Source organism: Sulfitobacter sp. CW3 (assembly GCF_019392245.1).
Taxonomy (GTDB): domain Bacteria; phylum Pseudomonadota; class Alphaproteobacteria; order Rhodobacterales; family Rhodobacteraceae; genus Sulfitobacter.
Genome location: NZ_JAHXRL010000009.1, coordinates 31,222 through 49,651, shown reverse-complemented (window position 1 = coordinate 49,651; position 18,430 = coordinate 31,222). Strand labels below are relative to the sequence as shown.

At 54.4% G+C, this 18,430-nt stretch carries 11 protein-coding genes; 8 read left to right on the top strand and 3 right to left on the bottom strand.

What is annotated here, in order from left to right; translation table 11 throughout:
- The first annotated feature begins 52 nt into the window (after positions 1-52).
- The 8 genes from KZZ06_RS17055 (at position 53) to KZZ06_RS17020 (ending at position 15,931) form a co-directional block, all read left to right on the top strand.
- Complete coding sequence (locus tag KZZ06_RS17055) at positions 53-1,888, top strand: type II toxin-antitoxin system HipA family toxin (RefSeq protein ID WP_205387938.1); 1,836 nt, start codon at positions 53-55, stop codon at positions 1,886-1,888.
- 134 nt (positions 1,889-2,022) lie between these two features.
- Positions 2,023-4,554 carry a TerB N-terminal domain-containing protein gene (locus KZZ06_RS17050; protein ID WP_089423264.1) on the top strand — a complete coding sequence of 844 codons (2,532 nt, stop codon included), beginning with the start codon at positions 2,023-2,025 and terminating at the stop codon, positions 4,552-4,554.
- On the top strand, positions 4,547-5,854 hold the full coding sequence (locus KZZ06_RS17045; RefSeq protein WP_089423265.1) for an ATP-binding protein: 1,308 nt from the start codon (positions 4,547-4,549) through the stop codon (positions 5,852-5,854). Before KZZ06_RS17050 ends, KZZ06_RS17045 begins: the two co-directional genes overlap by 8 nt.
- Positions 5,855-5,863: 9 nt before the next feature.
- Positions 5,864-8,050: a DEAD/DEAH box helicase gene (locus KZZ06_RS17040; RefSeq protein ID WP_089423266.1), complete on the top strand. Its 2,187-nt coding sequence runs from the start codon at positions 5,864-5,866 to the stop codon at positions 8,048-8,050.
- A 197-nt stretch (positions 8,051-8,247) separates the two neighbouring features.
- The gene (locus KZZ06_RS17035; RefSeq protein WP_089423267.1) at positions 8,248-9,468 is read left to right on the top strand and encodes a DUF4297 family anti-phage-associated protein; all 1,221 of its coding nucleotides are present in this window, start codon (positions 8,248-8,250) and stop codon (positions 9,466-9,468) included.
- Positions 9,469-9,478: 10 nt separating this feature from the next.
- Complete coding sequence (locus KZZ06_RS17030; protein ID WP_089423268.1) at positions 9,479-11,140, top strand: ATP-binding protein; 1,662 nt, start codon at positions 9,479-9,481, stop codon at positions 11,138-11,140.
- Positions 11,141-11,348: 208 nt separating this feature from the next.
- A complete protein-coding gene (locus KZZ06_RS17025; RefSeq protein ID WP_089423269.1) occupies positions 11,349-12,527 on the top strand; it encodes a DNA repair exonuclease in 1,179 nt (392 codons plus the stop codon).
- On the top strand, positions 12,524-15,931 hold the full coding sequence (locus KZZ06_RS17020) for an AAA family ATPase (protein ID WP_089423270.1): 3,408 nt from the start codon (positions 12,524-12,526) through the stop codon (positions 15,929-15,931). Before KZZ06_RS17025 ends, KZZ06_RS17020 begins: the two co-directional genes overlap by 4 nt.
- A gap of 70 nt (positions 15,932-16,001) precedes the next feature.
- Here the strand turns inward: KZZ06_RS17020 and KZZ06_RS17015 are convergent, their stop codons facing one another.
- From KZZ06_RS17015 to KZZ06_RS17005, 3 genes are read right to left on the bottom strand one after another with little or no spacing between them, the layout of a single operon-like run.
- Positions 16,002-16,664 (bottom strand): hypothetical protein, encoded by a 663-nt coding sequence (locus KZZ06_RS17015; protein ID WP_157729101.1) that lies wholly within the window; start codon positions 16,662-16,664, stop codon positions 16,002-16,004.
- A gap of 27 nt (positions 16,665-16,691) precedes the next feature.
- The gene (locus KZZ06_RS17010) at positions 16,692-17,804 is read right to left on the bottom strand and encodes a hypothetical protein (RefSeq protein WP_089423272.1); all 1,113 of its coding nucleotides are present in this window, start codon (positions 17,802-17,804) and stop codon (positions 16,692-16,694) included.
- Positions 17,794-18,429: a hypothetical protein gene (locus tag KZZ06_RS17005; RefSeq protein ID WP_157729102.1), complete on the bottom strand. Its 636-nt coding sequence runs from the start codon at positions 18,427-18,429 to the stop codon at positions 17,794-17,796. The genes KZZ06_RS17010 and KZZ06_RS17005 overlap by 11 nt, the downstream gene beginning before the upstream one ends.
- Between the last annotated feature and the right edge of the window lies 1 nt (position 18,430).

Below are 18,430 nucleotides of genomic sequence, written 5' to 3'. Positions count from 1 at the left end.
GCCATAAAAAAATCTAACTATCTCGTATCTCAAGTGCGCGAAAGTTAGAATATTGCTCTATCTCATTGGCGAAAACCTCGACAAGGACCGTGCTCACTACCAAGCTGAGACAGGAAAACTTGTTCAACTTATGCGAGGCATCTATGTCGACGCCGACGCAGACATAGATGCAATTGTTCTGCGGAATGCGGTGCGGATTGCGCATTATCTTTATCCAAAGGCGTATCTCTCGGCAGCCAGCGCCACTCTGCTCGCACCTACGCGAGATGGTCGCTTATTCATAAGCGGGAAACGAAATCAGCGTACTCGGATCAGGTCTCTGGAGATCATCCAGAACGTAGCGCCAGATCAGCCAGCGGTCGCGACTGCCATTGTCGATGATGGGGCAGGGGAGTTCAAAGTCGCCGTCTCGTCGATGCGGCAGCGATTTCTTGAAGCTTTTCGGCAACGCAGCGAGCACGCCAGCGCGATTGATGAAGGGATGCGGACCGAGATCGCCGCGCGTCTTATTGAAGAATACGGCAGCCCGTCTGCCGCGGCGGATGCGGTTTGGGCGCTAGCGCGCGAAAACAAATGGTATCGCGAGGGGGAGCATGCAGAGCGATATTTGTTGCGTTCTGCTGTTGCGGTGGATGTTCGCAACGAAGCAGCACTAACGTTCTCGGTTGCTTGGCATGGGCAAATCGTCGGTCAGCTGGGTCATGACGGTTTTGAATGGCGATGGCAGCCGCAAGACAATTTCAACTTGCCGCTCGTGCAACAGCGGGTTCCTGGCAGGCTACCCCCCTTCATCCTCTCACTGTTGCCTGAGGGATGGCTCGAGAAGGTTCTCAAAGACAATGACGAGCGTGCGGTTCTGCGCTCGGGCAAACGATATATGTCCAACATTACGATCAGCGAAGACGCAACCGAGCTCGCATCGCTCCCCGTAGACATGCTATCCGTGTCGTTGTCCCGATATGCCCGCGACGGTTTGTTTACCGGAAACTATGCCGGCCCCGGGCGCGGCAAGCTTGAAGCAGATTTCGAGGCCGGGCTGGCGCGCCTTTATGAGCGGGCGGACACACCGCGCCTGTCTGGCGTTCAGATCAAGGCGCCAATGTATTTAGCGCAGGATGGCCAATTGTCGCCGAGCGCGGGCTTGCCGTTCACTCACATTTTGAAGCCGGCGGGAACTAGCGGATTTCAGGCGCTTCCCGTGATCGAGTATCTTGCCATGACTCTTGGCCGTGCTTCAGGGTTGGCGTCACCCGACATTGCTTTGGTAGCAATGCCGGATGACATGCCCCCTGCTTTACTGGTCGAGCGCTTTGATATTCGCACATCGCCCGAGGATGAACGCCGCTTTGCTTTGGAGGATCTGTGTTCGGTCCTCGATCTGCCCCCCGATGCGAAGTATGATGGAACAATCGAGAGGATAACGCGTGCTGTTCGACCGCTGTCGACATCTGCCGGGGAAGATCTTCAGTTGGTCATCAAGCGCGCCTTATTCGCTTGGTTGATCGGCGACGGCGATATGCACCTGAAGAATTTAGCGCTTCTAAAGATTGCCGACCCTGTTGCGGATCGCTTCAGCACAATTCGCCTCGCGCCGCTCTATGATGCGGTCACGACGCGGGTGTTCCCGAGTCTTGAACATGATCGCATGGCCCTGAAGCTGAACGGCAAAGATGATCGCTTGCGGCGTCGTGATTTTATGCAGGTGGCGGCGATCGCCGGCTTGGCTGCAACCGGTGTGGGCGAAGAGATTGATCATTTCTTGCAGGGCTTCGCCGAAGCCATAGACAAGATTTCTCTGCCTGATCTTCCCGGTATGGACCGTGATATCGAGGAGCGGGCAGAGGCTATGATTGCCCTTTGCAGGGAGCGGGTTGCGGCATTCACCTAAGTATAGCGGCTTTGTACTTCGGTAGAGCAAGGCGAGAGCGCTGAATTTAAAAAGGAAACTGTACTTCTACCTAAGCGATAGTGATTGCATCGCAAATCACGCAATCTAGTGTGTTCCGAAAGAGGGTTTCGTTAATGTCATCAATACTAAAGCTTTTTCGAGTTCTATTTTTTTACGCGCTCTATTTTTTGTTGTGCATGGTTGCCGTAGTGACCGTGTTGCAAGGTTGGCCTATTGGCGGTCAAATGCTCTTTGCCTTCGGCTTACCTATCGTTTTGGTCTGGTGGCAAGAAAAGAGACGATCCCGAAAAGTGGAAGCCAAAGTGCTTGCCGCGGAAAGCACAAACACAAGAGTAACTCAATCCGAGCCAGTGGCCCGCGTAAGTGCCCACGAAAAACGCACCGAGCGTGAGCGAGAGAGAACGCGCGAAGCGAATGCTCTTCAATCATCGTCGACAGCGCTGCCCAAACCACCAAAACAGGACTACTCGGAAATCGTGCGTGCCGGCCAGTCTGCGGCACCAGCACTTTCGGCAATCGCAAAGCAGTATGAGAACCCGCGGCCAACAGCACACAAGACGCAAACGAATTCACGTAAAAATGGCTGGATACCAGCGGCAGAGACCGTGACCGTTGCTGCGCGAGATATTGGCGGAATGGTCTATGTCGGCACGCCGCCATTGCTTAATCACCATGGCTATCGCGACAAATGCAGGGCCTACATCGACCCTTCTCTCTCCGTCGCGAGGACAGGGGACGATAGGGCAGGGGAGGGCATGTCATACTGGCCTGGGTATTCTGATATTTCAGCACGAAGCAGGGCGACCTATCTTGAATGGTTGGCGAGCGGCCGTTCTGATTCATCTTATGATCCGGGCTATATGTTCTTGTATTTTTACGGGTTGGAACGGAGATTTTTCGTCGATCAATCCAATGCTGATGCAAAGGATATCATCGCAGAAGTTCGGAGATTGATTTCCGTCTATCCCGAAAACCATTCGGTGAAGCGATACTTGGGAGAATTTCTTGATATCGCGACACTTGCCGAAACTGAGTTTGAGGCGCTGGAGCCGATCTTTGAACGCCAGGGTTGGGAGCTTCCTTTTTCGCTGAAGTATGCGATTGGCGCTCGTCTTGATAAGGGAGAAAACCTGAGTGCAGACTGGGTTCTGAGCTGGTTGATGTGCCATCCAGAAAGCCATTTGCGCACGCCAGCAACGCGGTGCCGTGATGAATTCCTGGCGTTGTTCAAGATTCGGTTCGACGATCGCTTTCCAAATGGGCTAAAGGTCAGCAAGCCGCGCAAACACCTCAAAGCAACGTATCGCGCAGCCTCAAGCGAGTTCGAAGGGACTCTCAATCCGACAGCCGACGGCAAACCCGTTCCTGATATTTCCGGATTGCGAAAACCGATCGAGATTGCGCAGGAAGTTGCAGATGAAGTCATAAACGATCTTGATAAGCTGAGCCGCTATCTTGGTCGGAACCCCGAGGGCAGGGGAAGCATCGAAGCGCACGCCCTCTTGCCACTAGATCTGTGGAGCCTGTTTCCGTCGACACAAATGGAAGCGCTGAAAGAGTGGGCGAGGGGGATCATGCAGAGCGGCGGACTTATTCCGCTGGCCGACGTGATCGAAAAGCTTGAAGGACAGCGTAGCACGAAGATTGGCAAGCGACAGCTAACAGGGGCGGCAGATGCTTTGGCGCGTCTTGGATTTGGGCTCGCACCTGATCCACGCTTTGCACTGCGTTCACCGAAACCGGAAGAACCCGTAGTTCTGTTTGATCTTGGCGAGCAGATCGAAAAGCTGGAAGATGTTTCGGCAAGCTATCAAACAGCGTTGATGGAGTTGGCTCTTGCCTCGTTTGTTGCCCATGCAGACGGGCGTATCGCCGATGCTGAACGCAAAGCGTTGGAGGCTCAAATCGCATCTGTTGAGGGGCTGAGTGAGCAAGAGCGGCACCGCCTTCAAGCAAATATGGTATGGTTCCTTGCTGTGCCGCCTGACATGACGCTGCTGCGCCGCAAACTCAAAGATGTTGGTGTGGAAGACCAAAAGGCGATGCGTGCGGCATTGGTGGGTGCGGCACACGCCGATGGCGTCATTCAATCCGAAGAAGTCGCCAGCATTGAAAAGGTGTACAAGGCATTGGGCCTTGATCCATCACTCGCCTATTCCGACCTTCACGCTGGAGAGATTGCAGACGCGCCACGCACTGTTCGTGCGGCCCAGCCGGGCAATTCTGGAGAGGCCATTCCTGAACGACAAAAGGCAACCGGGCCCGTACTGGATGCATCGCGGATCGCGGCCATCAGATCAGATACGGCGCGGGTGTCTTCTGTCCTAGGGCAGATATTTGAGGCTGAGGAAGAGGCAGAAGAGGGCAGGGACTCCAAGAGTGCAACGCTGTTTACCGGGCTAGATGCAAAACATGGCGCTTTGCTGTTGGATTTGGTGGGTCAAGAGAACTGGACCGAGGACGCATTCGAGCAGCTTTGTGGAAAGCATGGATTGATGCCGTCAGGTGCATTGGAGGCCGTCAACGAGTGGGCCTTTGAGACACATGATGAAGCCTTGTTGGATGAATATGATGGTTACGACGTGTCTCCGGAAATTGCGGATGCGGTAAAACAAAAATTAGAAGGGGAGGAGCGTCATGTCTAAATTAAAGCCACGTGAGCGCGATGCAATTGTTCAGGCGTTACGGGCGGGGGTCGTGCCAAAACTGGGCCTGCGTCATATTCAGGTAGGGCGCGTTCGCGAGATCGAAGAACTTGTGAAGGACATGGAACGTATCGCGGACGGCGGCTCCGCCATCCGTTTTGTTATCGGGGAATATGGATCCGGCAAAACCTTCTTTATGAACCTGATCCGTTTAGTGGCTTTGGAAAAAGGGCTGGTGGTGATGTTCGCTGATCTTGCACCCGACCGGCGTATTCACGCGACAGGTGGACAAGCGCGCGGCCTCTACGCAGAGATGGCGCGCAACCTGTCAACGCGCACAAAGCCCGATGGTGGTGCTTTGGCCAGTGTGGTTGAGCGGTTTGTCAGCCAAGCGCACCGAGACGCCGAGGAAAAAGACGTGCCAACGGGCACCATCATACGTGAGCGTCTGAGCCATTTTGAAGAACTTACTGGCGGCTTTGAATTTGCAGAGGTCATTCGCCGGTATTGGGAAGGCCATGAGAACGGGGATGACGAACTTAAGTCCGCTGCTCTGCGTTGGTTGCGGGGAGAATTCGCAACCCGCACGGATGCGCGCAAAGCACTTGGCGTGCGCACGATTGTCGATGATGCGAGCGTTTACGATCATCTCAAGCTGATGTCGGCATTTGTGTGCGAGGCGGGTTACAAAGGGCTACTTGTCGGCCTTGATGAAATGGTGAACCTGTTCAAGCTGACATCGTCCCAAGCGCGCAATGCGAACTACGAGCAGATTCTTCGGATTCTGAACGACGTACTTCAGGGCAGTGCCGAGAATCTTGGGTTTCTCATGGGAGGCACGCCAGAGTTTTTGATGAACACACGCCGTGGGCTTTATAGCTATGAAGCCCTGCAATCGCGGTTGGCAGAAAACACCTTCGCCCGCGATGGGCTCGTCGATTTGTCGGGGCCGGTTGTGCGGCTGGCCAGCCTGACGCCGGAAGATCTGTTTGTTCTGTTGGCCAATGTCAGACGCGTGATGCAGGATGATGAAACTGCCTTGCCGGATACAGCGCTGGAAGCCTTTATGAACCATTGCTCTGATCGGATTGGGGAAGCCTATTTCAGGACGCCGCGCAATACCGTCACTGCTTTTGTGAATTTGCTGTCCGTGCTGGAGCAAAATCCAGGCGTTGAATGGAGTGACCTGATCGAGAAGATCGACGTCTCAGAAGACCGAGGCGAGGATATGAGCGAAGTAGAGGAAACGACTGGTGCTCAACCTAATGGTGACGACGATTTGATCAGCTTCAAGCTCTGAGCCTCTAGGATGAGTAGCGCCTTTGACCAACTTGCCCGCCCCGTCCAGAAGTGGATCAGACAGCAGGGGTGGCGTGAGCTGCGCGACATTCAAGCGCGTGCAATTCGGACTATTCACGAAACTGACAACGACCTCATCGTCGCGGCATCGACGGCCGGTGGTAAAACAGAGGCCGCATTTTTTCCGTTGATCTCTCAGGTGCTGGATGCACCGGCAGAGGGCGGCGGGTTCGACTTGCTCTACATCGGACCACTCAAAGCGCTGATCACCGATCAGGCGGGGCGGCTCGAAGGCATCTGTCAAGAGGCGGAGCTTCCAGTGGTGCCGTGGCACGGCGATGTGTCGCAATCAGTCAAAACGCGCGCGATGAAAAACCCTAAGGGGATACTATTGATCACGCCAGAGTCGCTGGAGGCATTGTTTGTCCGTCGGGGCTTGGAAATCGCGCGCCTGTTCGGTGCAACCCGAGCTGTGGTAATCGATGAATTGCACACTGTGCTCGATAGTGAGCGCGGGGTGCAATTGCGGTCCCTGCTGACACGTCTTGAGTTGGCGATCAAAAGGCCCATCCGCCGGATTGGACTATCTGCGACGCTCGGGGATATGGATCTCGCCCGCGCTTATCTGCGGCCTGACAATGCGGAAAACGTCGCATTGATCGAAGCGGAGGGTGGAGAAGCTGAACTTAAACTCCAGCTGCGTGGCTATCTTTCCGGTGGAGAAGACGACAACACCCCATCTGCCACGGATGCTGTCGCAGCGCATTTATTCGAGCATCTAAGGGGAAGCGACAATCTTGTGTTTGCAGGCTCCCGCCAACGTGTCGAGATCTATGCTGACCGGCTGCGTGATCTTTGCGAGCAAGAGCACCTTCCCCAAGAGTTCTACCCGCACCATGCCAGCCTTTCACGCGATCACCGCGATTTTGTTGAACGGCGCCTGAAAGACAGCAGCAAACCGACCACAGCTGTCTGCACGTCCACACTAGAGCTTGGCATCGACATCGGCGATGTGACCTGTGTCGCCCAAATCGGCGCACCCTTCACCGTCGCAGCCCTGCGGCAGCGATTGGGACGTTCAGGACGTAGGGAGGGCCAGCCAGCCATCCTTCGACAATACGCGGTAGAAACGAGGCTCACTTCGGATAGCAGCTTTGTGGATCGTCTGAGACTAGGCCTGATCCGGTCGATTGCGATGATTGATCTGTTGTTGGAGGGCTGGTGTGAACCACCCAAGCCGCAAGCGCTGCATCTGTCGACACTTGTCCATCAAATCCTTTCAGTGATCGCACAACGGGGAGGGGCTCCGGCAAATATTCTATACAACGTGCTGTGTCGCGAAGGCCCGTTTCGGCAAGTCACCACAGCTATGTTCACTGATGTGCTGCGCGCGCTCGGTAATCCTGAAACTGGCTTGATAGAGCAAACGGACGGGGGGTTGTTGCTCTTGGGCCAAAACGGAGAGCGGTTAGTCGAGCATTATAGCTTTTACGCGGTGTTCAAGACGCCCGAAGAATACCGGCTGGTTTCAAACGGTCGGGATCTTGGGACATTGCCAATCGACAACATCCTCTCACCTGGGATGATGCTCATCTTTTCCGGACGCCGTTGGCTGGTTCAGGAAATCCATGACCGGGAAAAGGTAATTATGGTCAAACCTGCCAAAGCAGGTGTGCCGCCTGTCTTTGGTGGGGACCCGGGCGAGATCCATGACAAGGTAATCGCGCGCATGTTCGATGTGTTGGAGGGCGATACCAAGCCCCTCTACATGGACGCGAATGCGTTTGAAATGCTTGAGGAGGCGCGGCTGAACTATGCGCAGATGGGGTTTGCTAACGGGTCGCTTGTCAATTTGGGGGAAGAAACATCAATTATCGCAACACGAGTAGGGACAATGAAAACGACAACCTTGGCGCTTGCGCTGAGAAGCTTTGGGTTTTCTGTCGAACAATATGATGGTTTCCTTCAAGTGGAAGCTGGGGAAGAAACTCCGCCATTAACCGAGGTTCTCAACAGGATTGGGGAGGGTGAAGATGTTGATCTATTTGCAGGCGCTGGAAACCTGCTGACCGAGAAGTTTCACCCGCATTTGACGCGCGAATTATTGGAGTTGGATGCGATTTCATCTAGGCTTGAGCCAAAATGCCTTGAAAGTGTAGTCACAGCTCTTGCTGCCAACGCTAGGGCGAGAAGTTGAAGTTCGGTGTGAATTCCAAACTGATTTTTTGGCTGACCAGAGCAAGCGGCTTTCAGGCCCGTCCTTGGCAATCCGATCTCACTATGATCTTCATTTAACTGATTGTAATATAATAAGCGAAAGAACGCAGGTAGAATCGTGAGTTGCTGTTATCGAACACATATCGACGCTGTTTTTCAACTTTTTGCCGCGGAGGTATGCTTTTGACAGATCGCAGCGCTGTTCCCACAATCCGTGGTTATTTTTATCAGTTTGATCGCTCGATCCTGAGCATTCTTGAACTCGCCGAAGCTACGGAAAGCGTGGCAATTGAATGCATCGAAGACATCGATGTGCGAACAGCGACGGACTTCACTGCTGTCCAATGCAAATATTACGAGAAGACCGAATACAATCATTCGGTAATCAAGCCAGCCATAATTTTTATGCTTTCGCATTACAAAGACGGTCTTACGGCAGGCCGGCCTTCGATAAAATATAAGCTCAGTGGCTATTTCGAGTCCGGTCAAAGCAAACTCGTCATGCCGTTCAATATTGATTTCCTCAAAGAAAATTTCCTCACCGTTACATCGAAAAAAATCACTGAAAAAAAACATGAGGAATTGAACGTCAGCGATCAAGAGCTCAAGGGCTTCTTGGAAGCCCTCTCGATCGACGTAGATGCCGCAAAGTTCGACGACCAGTTCAATACCATCATCGGTGCGCTCGCCAAGCGGTTTGATTGCTCGCTCTTTACGGCCGAGTTCTTCTATTACAACAGCGCACTTCGCGTTATCAAGGAATTGTCGACCCAAACCGATGAAGCCTTGCGCATCATCACAAGGCAAGAGTTTCTTGAGCGAATAGATACATCTTCAATCCTCTTCGACGAGTGGTTCGTCGCCAAGAGGGGAAAAGCCAAGTATTATCAAAAGCTCCGCAATGAATTTTTCGTCAATGGATTGAATATCTCATCGGCAGATCGGCTCTTCATTATCCATGTGAGCGAAAGTTCGTATCAGAGGGGCGCTGTTAAAGGCCTGCTCAAGACAATTTCACGGAAGTACTCCAAACTATCACCGCGAGAGGCGAAACCGTTTTCGCCGTACGTTTTGCTCTGTGGCATCGACGATGCAGAGATCGCAGCCCTTAAGCAGGAGTTGCACAATGAGAGTCTTCGTTTCCTCGACGGATATGATTTCAAAGACGCCGAGTTTGACGGAGCCTCAATCTCTCGCTCTGCGACTCACAGCAACGGTCCTGATTTGCGAATATTTTCCTACCTGTTTGAAGCACAACAGACTTTTCAATCTTTCCTACGATCCCGGGAAATTTATGAATTTTATGAAATCACGCCCGTGGCTGACTTTGGCGACGACGCCATAAAGCACGTTAGGCTCCAAGTTCCAGACTATAAAGATATCGAAAGCATAATTTAGGGGTAAATCTATGAGCAATGTAAAAGCTGAAGTGGTCGCGGTGTTCCCTGACAAGGTTAAGATTGTTGTCGATGATCTCGAAAATTTTCGTGTAGCGGAAGAGTCTTTGCGGGTTGGATCTTATCTTAAGATATCTGACAACGAAAACGCTGTTCTGATTGCAATTATTGAAAATTTTCAGATTCAGGCTCAAGACGACGGTAGCCGGGACTACGTGATCGACGCGTTTCCGCTCGGTGTTCTGCGCGATAAAAAATTCGAACGGGGCGGTGACGCCCTTGCAATCCCACCAAAGACGGTTGAGCCCGCCACTATAGACGACATCCGGCTCATCTATGGCAGTGCATTACCTTTAAACGATCGCTTTTGCTTTTCAAGACTGGCGACGAACCAAGAAGTTGAAGTTCCAGTCGACGGGAACAAGTTCTTCAATAAGCATATCGCTGTAGTCGGTTCGACTGGTTCCGGGAAATCTCACACAGTGGCGAAGATTGTTCAGAACGCTGTAGCTGAGAAGGGCGATTATGCCTTGAACAATTCGCACGTGATCATATTCGATATCCATTCCGAGTATCGAGCGGCTTTTCCGGACGCGAATTTTTTGGACAGCGCAAATCTTGTGCTTCCCTACTGGATGCTGAGTGGCGAGGAACTGGAAGAGTTCTTTCTTGATACCGAGGCGAACGATCACAACCAACGCAACGTGTTCAAAGATGCTGTTCTTCAGAGTAGGAAGGCCCAGTATTCTGGTGCCGAAGACGTCAAGGAGCGGATCCATATGGATACGCCTCTTCCTTTCAACATCCGTGATGTTCTCAAGCACGTGATTGCTCGGAATGGCGAGATGATTGATACTGGCGAGGTCTTCGCCTCCGGAGCAAAGAAGGGCCAGACGAAGTTCACCCAAGGTAGCCTCAATGGGCGCCTTACAAATTTTGTGAACCGGCTTGAGAGCAAGATCAACGACCGCCGGCTCGAGTTTTTTTTGGGGGAGAAGTCGCAAACCATCACCTTCGAAGAAACGCTCCGCTCAATTCTCGGCTACAGTACAGAAAAGCCAAAAAATGTTACTGTTATCGATCTGAGTGGCGTCCCTTTTGAGGTTCTTAGCATTACGGTTTCGCTGATCTCGCGTTTGATTTTCGAGCATGGATATTTTTACAAGCGGTTGCGCTCTGCGGCTGATCCAAACGAGAAGATCAACAATGACGCGCCCATCCTTCTCGTTTACGAGGAAGCGCACAAATATGTACCGAATAGCGATCTTTCCAAGTTTCGTGCGTCGAAAATGTCAATCGAACGCATTGCCAAGGAGGGACGGAAGTACGGCGTTACTTTGCTTCTCGCGAGCCAAAGGCCATCAGAGATCTCCGAAACCATTTTCTCGCAGTGCAACAGTTTCATTGCGATGCGTCTGACTAATCCCGTTGATCAAGGATATGTGCGTAAGCTTTTGCCGGACTCACTGGGTTCTCTGATCGACAAAATGCCAGCCTTCAAGCAGGGAGAGGCGCTGCTTGTCGGAGAATCGATCGCACTTCCATCTGTGGTGCAGATTGATGTTTGCACAACTGGGCCGGCATCGACGGACATTCCCTATTGGGCTCTATGGAAAGAACAGTGGAAGGACCTTGCCATCCATGAGATCCGGGACGAGTGGCTGCGGCGCTAATAGTTCAGGCAGTCTGCGCTTGGATACAGATAAGTGCTGGGCGCAGTCTGTGCGACTTGTATGAGCAAGTGATTGGCTAATCGATCAGAGAAACGTAGTCAAAGGCTGGCTATTTCTATCGATGAACGACCTTACTGAGAAGACCAACTGATAACTTGTTGTATCAACAGAAAAGCCGCATCTTTCGCGGAAACACGGACGGAACATAATGCGCCTTCTCGTTTCAGCTGACATTCACCTTGGATCACCCATCCGATCCGTGGCGTTACGCAACCCGGACCTCGGCGACCGGCTGAAACAGGCCAGCCGCGATACTTTTGCCGAGATCGTCGATCTGGCGATATCGGAACAGGTCGATGCGTTGGTGCTGGCGGGCGACATCTTTGACAATGGTTACCCGGACCTGAAATCCCGCGCCTTCCTGATTGCCCAGTTGGCGCGTGCCTCCGAAGCTGGTGTGCCCACGGTGCTGATCAGGGGTAACCACGATGCGCTGTTAGATCACAAGGCGCATGGAGATTTGGGGCCGAACATCCATCTGCTGCACAAGGGCGCACCAACGGTCGAGATCGGCGGCACGGCTTTCCATGGCCTCTCCTTTGATGCGGCCCATGTGGCGAAGAGCTTCCTTCCCGATTATCCGCGACCGGTGCCGGGCAAGCGCAACGTGGGGCTGATGCATACCTCGCTTGACGGTGCCCCGGGCCATGATCCCTATGCACCCTGCGCCGAACGGGACCTGATGGCGCATGGGTACGACCTCTGGTGCCTCGGGCACATTCATGCACCTTTTGAGCGGGTCGATGGACCGATTCTGGCGGTCATGCCCGGTATCCCGCAGCCGCGTCACTCTGGCGAGCGCAACGGTGGTACCGTGACCTTTGTGTCGCTGGGCGAGGGCACGCCGGAGTTCGAACGCCGCGCCATTGGGCACCTTGGCTTTTCCGAATGTGCGCTGGATCTGAGCGCCTGTGCTGACCAACAAGAGGTCTTGCGCAGCTTGGGAGACGCGTTGATGTCCGCGCAAGTGCCGGAACGCGATATGGCGGTGCGCCTGCACGTCACTTCGGATCGCCACGGGACAGAACTGGTGACGGAACTGGCGGCCGAAGTGCTGGATAGCATCGATCGCGTATTCCTCGACAAGGTCAAATCTGTCCCGCCGCCCCGCAAACCGGGTGCCGAGACCGACGATCTTGTCCGCCTCATGCAGGACGAACTGGCCGAAGAAGGCTTTCGACAGGCCGCCCTGCAACAGCTTGAAGAACTACGCCTCGCCCTGCCATCCGAAATCATGGACGAGTTGGATGAGGGCGGGCTGGATACGCTTCTGGAGGAAGCGATTGCGGAAGTCTCTCTGACATTGCACGCGGGGGCCTCGCAATGAGGCTGAACCGGTTAGACCTGATCCGCTATGGCCGTTTCAAAGACGCCGAGATTACCTTTCCAAAGCGTGACGAAGGCGTGTCCGACGTGACAGTGATCTTTGGTCCGAATGAGGCGGGCAAGTCCACGGCCTATCACGCCTTTCTGGAATTGCTCTTCGGGTTCAAAGGCGGGGCGCACCCTTATGCCTTTCGTTTCGACCGAAGTGACCTTTTGGTAGGAGCAGAACTTGACCTGCCTGGCCGCGGGGTCATGGCTTTGCGCCGAAATAGCAAGAGGTCCCAATCGCTGTTGGACGCAAATGACCGCCCAATAAACGAGGCGATCTTGTCGGGTGCTTTGTACGGCTTGACGCGAGATACATACGAGGAACGGTTTTCGCTCAACGAAAAGGGTTTGCGGGAAGGCGGAGAACGGATCGCCGGGGCGCAAGGGGACCTTGGCCAGCTCCTGCATGCGGGTCTCTCTGGCCTGACAGGCATGGCACAAACGCTGGACGCGTTGGCGGAGCGGGCCGACAAATTTCACAAGAAACGCGGTCGAGGGAACGCTCTTAAAACAGGCAGTGACCGCCTGAAAGAGATTGGTCGCGAGCTGAGGGCTGATCGCCTGACGACCGAGCGAGAGCGCAACCTGCGTCATGATCGGGACCGGGCTGCGGCGGAGTTTGAGGGGGTCGATGCCGAGCTGCGGCAAGCCCATCAAAGACAAGCTGCGTCGAAAGCCGCAGAGGTCTGGTACGATCTTACCGAGGAGAAAGGGCAGCTGACAGAGGCCTTGGTCGATTTCCCCGACGGCCCCGAGCTTCCTCCTGGCGCGGCAGAGCGCGTGGCGGGCCTTGTCGAAAAAATCGCGGCGCAAACGATCCGGATCACGGAGGCGGAAGAAGAGATCACCAAGCAAGATCGGATCATCGCAGACAATCCGGTCGACATGCTGGCCCAACTGTTGACGGCAGAGTTGGAACGGCTCGATCAACTGACCATCGACGGAGCGCCGCTGATGGGGCGGGCCAGCACTGCGCGGGCCGATCTTGCCCGGCGCAGCGAAGATCAGGAAAAACTCAGTAGCCAAATAGACACCGTTTTGCGGCTCCTCCAGGTGCCAGATGCGCCGGCATCCACAATTGCCTTGGAGGCAAGCGTTCTTGAGCATCTCGCGGCTGCAGTCCAGGAGTGCTTGACCGCTAGTATTTCAGCGGACGCCGCGCGAAAGGCCGTCGAAGCAGCCCGCGTCCAACAGGGCGATGCGCCCGCTGAACCGCAAGACTTGACTGCGCTGCGAGCCGCCTTCGATCTTTGGAAGACTGTGGCCGATCTTACCGCGTTAGAGACTGATCAAAGCCAAGCTTTGGCGCGTCTGACTAAGGTCACTGCTGGTCTGCCGGGGTCCTGGAAAGAACTGATCTCCGAGGGCCTTCCGACGCGCGAAACGCTCGACGAAGTCGGTCGGAACTGGGCGGCCCTGGCCGCCGACCTTGCGTCGGCGAGCAATGACCTCGACGCGCGCGCGGCAGAACTGGCCGAGGCGCGGGGCGACCTTTCCGCGCATGAGGCTGCACCTGACGCTGTTGACATCGTCATTACCGAAGAGACCCGGCGTCGGCGTGACATGGTATGGCAGCAGCACCGGGGCGATCTGACCACCAAGACCGCGGATCAATTCGAGGCGGCGATGTATGCTGATGATGGCACCCGCGCGCATTACCTGACCGGCGCAGAGGCCCGGCAGCGACTGCTCGCGGCACAAAGTCAGGAGCGGACCGCCGACGCAAGGCATGGAACCGCAAAGACGCGTCACGACGACCTGGTCACTCTCCGTGACCGCCTGTCGGAGCGCTGTTCCAGATTGGCGCTTGCACTAGGATTGGAAGAAGACGCGGCCCCCTCAGCCTTCAGCGCGCGCCAGCAGACACTGAACGCAGCGGCCGAAGCTGCTGCCGATCATTCCAATGCGAAAGAAGCGTTAAGAGCCCGTCTTGCCCATCAGGAGGCGGCCCGCGACGCGCTGATTGGTGCTGCGCGGCCCCTTGGACTTGACCCTGCGAAAGGTGCTCTACCCACTCAGGTACAACGCGCATTGACTTTGGAGGATAGTGATCGCAAGGCTTGGGCGAAATGGCAGGACGGCGAGAAGACTATAGCCAAGCTGGACAGCAAGTCGGAGGAATGCCGAACCGACTGCGAAACGGCGCAAGGGAAGCTTGACCGGTTGACTGCGGCGCTGCCTCTGCCTGATCACTCTCTTGAGGCAATTCGAGCCGCTTTGCCGCACCTGCGCAGCCTGCAGCAGCTTTATGGCGAGCATCAAAAGCTTTCCGCTCGGATCGAGGCCTTAGAGAAGGCGGTTGCCGCCCTTGCCGATGGCGCGCAGAGTCTGAATCGGATTTTGGATGATCCTGAGGAAGAGCCTGATATCGACCCCGTTCGAGTCATCGACCGTGCGCGTGTGCGCGTGGCGGCATCCATGCGGGCTGACGAAAAACGAGCTGAGGCCACATCGCGACGCGATGAAACCGCCAGCTTAAAAAGCCGCGCAAAGACCGAATTTCAAGCCGCAATCGGTGACCTAGATGGCTGCTTCAATGGGCAGGGCGGGCAAGACCTCGCGCCGCGCGACAGGGTCGCAAAGTTGGTTGAACGTGATCGTCTGCGCGCAGATAAGGCAACGGCGGACCGCGATCGGCAGAAGGCCCGTGATAGTGTAGACGCCGATCTCTTTGCAGAGGAACTGAACCGGATGCCGGACGCCACACGCGCAGCAGAGCTGGAACAGGCGTTGAAAGATGCGCAGGACTCCCGCGATACCGCCCGAGACGCGCAGCGCGAGGCTGCCCGCCTGTATCGCGAAGCTTTTGAGGCTGCCGACCGCAGCGATCTCGCCACCGAACAGGCGACACTGCTAGAAGAACTCCGGAGCGGCGCGCGTCAGGCGGCTGTAGCTCGGCTCGGGGTGCTGGCGTCGCGCGGGGCGCTGCGTCGACTTGCGGCAGAGCGGCGCAGTGGCATGCTGCGCGACGTCGAAGAGGCCTTTGTCACCATGACCGCTCCCAAGTGGAAAGGAGTTGATGTTTGGAGCCAGGCGGAAGGCGAAAAGCTCGTCGGTATCCAACCTAACGGCAGCACGGTTCCAGTTGAACAGATGTCAACGGGCACAATGGGTCAGTTGTATTTTGCGCTGCGCCTCGCTGGATATCGCAGCTTTGCCCGCGAGCCGGGCCCACTGCCGATGATCCTTGACGACATCATGGAAACCTTTGACGATACGCGCGCGCGAGCGGCCTTGCGGCTTTGTGCCGAGATCGGCACGAACGGACAGGCAATCCTCTTCACGCATCACGCCCATCTGGTCGAATTGGCACGCGACACCATCAAGGGGGTGACTGTCGTGAACATGCCAGACTGACAGGTTTGAGTAGGCCCCGGATTTACTCTTGCAAACTGGTATGGAAACAGGAAAGCAGAGTTCAACACTATCAGCCGAAGAGGTCGCCTGTGCCCGAAGAAGTATCCAGAACTTCGTAAAAACCAGACATGTGCAGTAAGAAGTCGTCGCCTAGGCTTCGGTAAGAAAACTCAAACGTTTCAATCGCGACGCGACGCTGTCCCGCTACCTCGGAATATTCGACAAGTTGGAGAAAGTGTGGCTCGGAATGAGGTGGCGACGCAAGTGTGCTGACTATCGCCATCCGCTGGTTTTGCTTAAGGGCTGGTTGTTTATAGGGATAGACGAAAACACAAAACACGCCTTTATCTGTCTTATAGCTAAAATCTGGTGCGATAGTTGCCTGTCGTTTACCGAAAGAAACCGTCTTGCGACCATCTTTAACATGTTGCGCTCGATCAAAAGGTATTGACTTGCACAGCGCATTGAAAATCGACAGCTTTGCTTTGGCCTCGCCGGGACCATCAAGAGACTCCAGAAATTTCTCAGCCTGCTCGTGAGGAATGCCTTTTAGATAGGATATGCACGTCGAGTATAGGCTATCGTAGTTCCAGGTTCCTCCAGATTGTGCATCATAGTCATCAATTTTGGCTTTCAAGCGTGCCACTTCCTGCGCTGTACCCGGCTTTCCATACGCACTTGGGTTGAATTCGCGAACGCCCCGTAGAAAATCTGTCTTTGATTTTTGTGGCAAGCAGAAGCTCCTGTCTATTTCACCTTATCAAAATCTCGAACCCACAAATTCTGGTGCAAGCGGGATGGCATTCTCGTTAAGATGCTTCCGGATAGTCTCTCTGTCTGAATGGTCGAAATAGTAGGGTCCGACGAGTTCCTTCTCGACAGCTTTTGCTAAGTCTGTGACATCGCTGGCTAGACGAAGCAGCCCTGTCCACTTTGCGTCCTCATCGAGAATCCTGCGGGTCTTGTCCGGGGTCATGAGAGCAATCGCCGTACTACGATCTTTGCTTAATTCATCAAGCCAGCGTTCAACACCTGACAGTACCATCAGATCGCGCGCTACTTGGTGGGTAATATAATGGCTGGGGCAATGGTAGATCAGGCTACCGATATCGTAGCTGCTCAGCTCGATGTCGGCATCAGAGTCGTTTTTGAGGTTCTTGGCCAACCTGATACCCATACGCGCTCCGTCGTTCGTTAATCCCGCCTTTGCCTCAATTTCAGCAATGTACCGAAATGGATAATTTTCAATATGCTCCAGAGTGTATTTGTTGACGATTTCTACGCCGCGAGACGCTTCATCAAGAGACCGCTGATAGTCTGCCGAGTCAAGCCAGTTAGCTGGAACGACATCTACTTTACGTCTGAAACCGCCATCGCTGAGTGCAATGGATTTCGCGGGTGTTTTATCGACAGTCGCACCCCAGAAGCGTCGATCTAGGACAATTTCTGATTTGCGCCGCAGGTCTAAAACGGTGTCTTTCACATTTCCTGAGAAATCGACGTAGGATTTCAGACTGCTTACGCACGGGCTCACACGCAAACAACGCCCTTCCATTACAAGAAGATCAACGTCGCTGGCACCTCGGATATGGACATTAAGCGGGACGGAACCTTGAAGTTTGAATTCCGGATAGAGATGCTCATCGCGAAGCCCTTCACTTAGGTTCCGTTCAACTTTCTCTGCTTCTTCATGCGAAATCTGCGTGGACCGTGGATCGACCTCCTGCATCGATCCTAAAGCATACTTCGTTGCCTTGTTGGCCGTTCTCTTCTCATAGGCTTCGCCATGCCCGGCAGACATTAGGACGGTGTTATTGTCATCCATTCGGCGCGAACGGAGCCGCGAAAGTCGTTCGTCAAAATCACGCGGCATCCGGCGCTCTCCTTTTCAAATTCATAGTTCCATGCGTGAAGCGGCCGCCGCCGTTGAAATACGATCCCTCAGCCGTTTGGAGATCAGGTGCGAACAACAGGTCGCAGTGACCTATGTGTGCCTGAAGCTCCGCCTCACCTGGTTTTGGTTTATTGCGGTAGCTATAGATTAGTCTGAATCCAGCGCGACCTTCGGGCAGGATGGCCGCTGAAACGCTATGAGACTGGCTTTGCGCTGTCTTTAGCCAAACGAATATTCGCTCATAGCGCTGTGTGATCTCGATCTTTCCCGCCCAGTCCCATTGAGGTTCGTTATCCTGGTCATACGATTTGCCTTCTAGATCCCATGATCCTGATATGTCGGGAATGCCAACCACCGAACGGACACCCTTCCAACGCCATCCAGATCGGTCAAAAAGCAAGAAAAGAGCACCGAAAACAGCAGCCCCAGTCAATGGCCAGAAGACAATTTCAGGCACATCTATCAGACCACGATCTTCTGCCAATGCAAGCAGCAGGCCGACACCGACGACTAGCCCGCCCGCGATCAGGCCAGCTGCAAAGGATATCCACATCCCAATTTTGGATCGGCTGTGACCGACAACGGAGTACTCATGTTCAGCCAAG

Excerpts from the sequence above, each read along its gene's own strand:
- KZZ06_RS17050 (WP_089423264.1), top strand. The coding sequence starts at position 2,023 with ATGTCATCAATACTAAAGCTTTTTCGAGTTCTATTTTTTTACGCGCTC.
- KZZ06_RS17045 (WP_089423265.1), top strand. The coding sequence starts at position 4,547 with ATGTCTAAATTAAAGCCACGTGAGCGCGATGCAATTGTTCAGGCGTTA.
- KZZ06_RS17040 (WP_089423266.1), top strand. The coding sequence starts at position 5,864 with ATGAGTAGCGCCTTTGACCAACTTGCCCGCCCCGTCCAGAAGTGGATC.
- KZZ06_RS17035 (WP_089423267.1), top strand. The coding sequence starts at position 8,248 with ATGCTTTTGACAGATCGCAGCGCTGTTCCCACAATCCGTGGTTATTTT.
- KZZ06_RS17030 (WP_089423268.1), top strand. The coding sequence starts at position 9,479 with ATGAGCAATGTAAAAGCTGAAGTGGTCGCGGTGTTCCCTGACAAGGTT.
- KZZ06_RS17025 (WP_089423269.1), top strand. The coding sequence starts at position 11,349 with ATGCGCCTTCTCGTTTCAGCTGACATTCACCTTGGATCACCCATCCGA.
- KZZ06_RS17020 (WP_089423270.1), top strand. The coding sequence starts at position 12,524 with ATGAGGCTGAACCGGTTAGACCTGATCCGCTATGGCCGTTTCAAAGAC.
- KZZ06_RS17010 (WP_089423272.1), bottom strand. The coding sequence starts at position 17,804 with ATGCCGCGTGATTTTGACGAACGACTTTCGCGGCTCCGTTCGCGCCGA.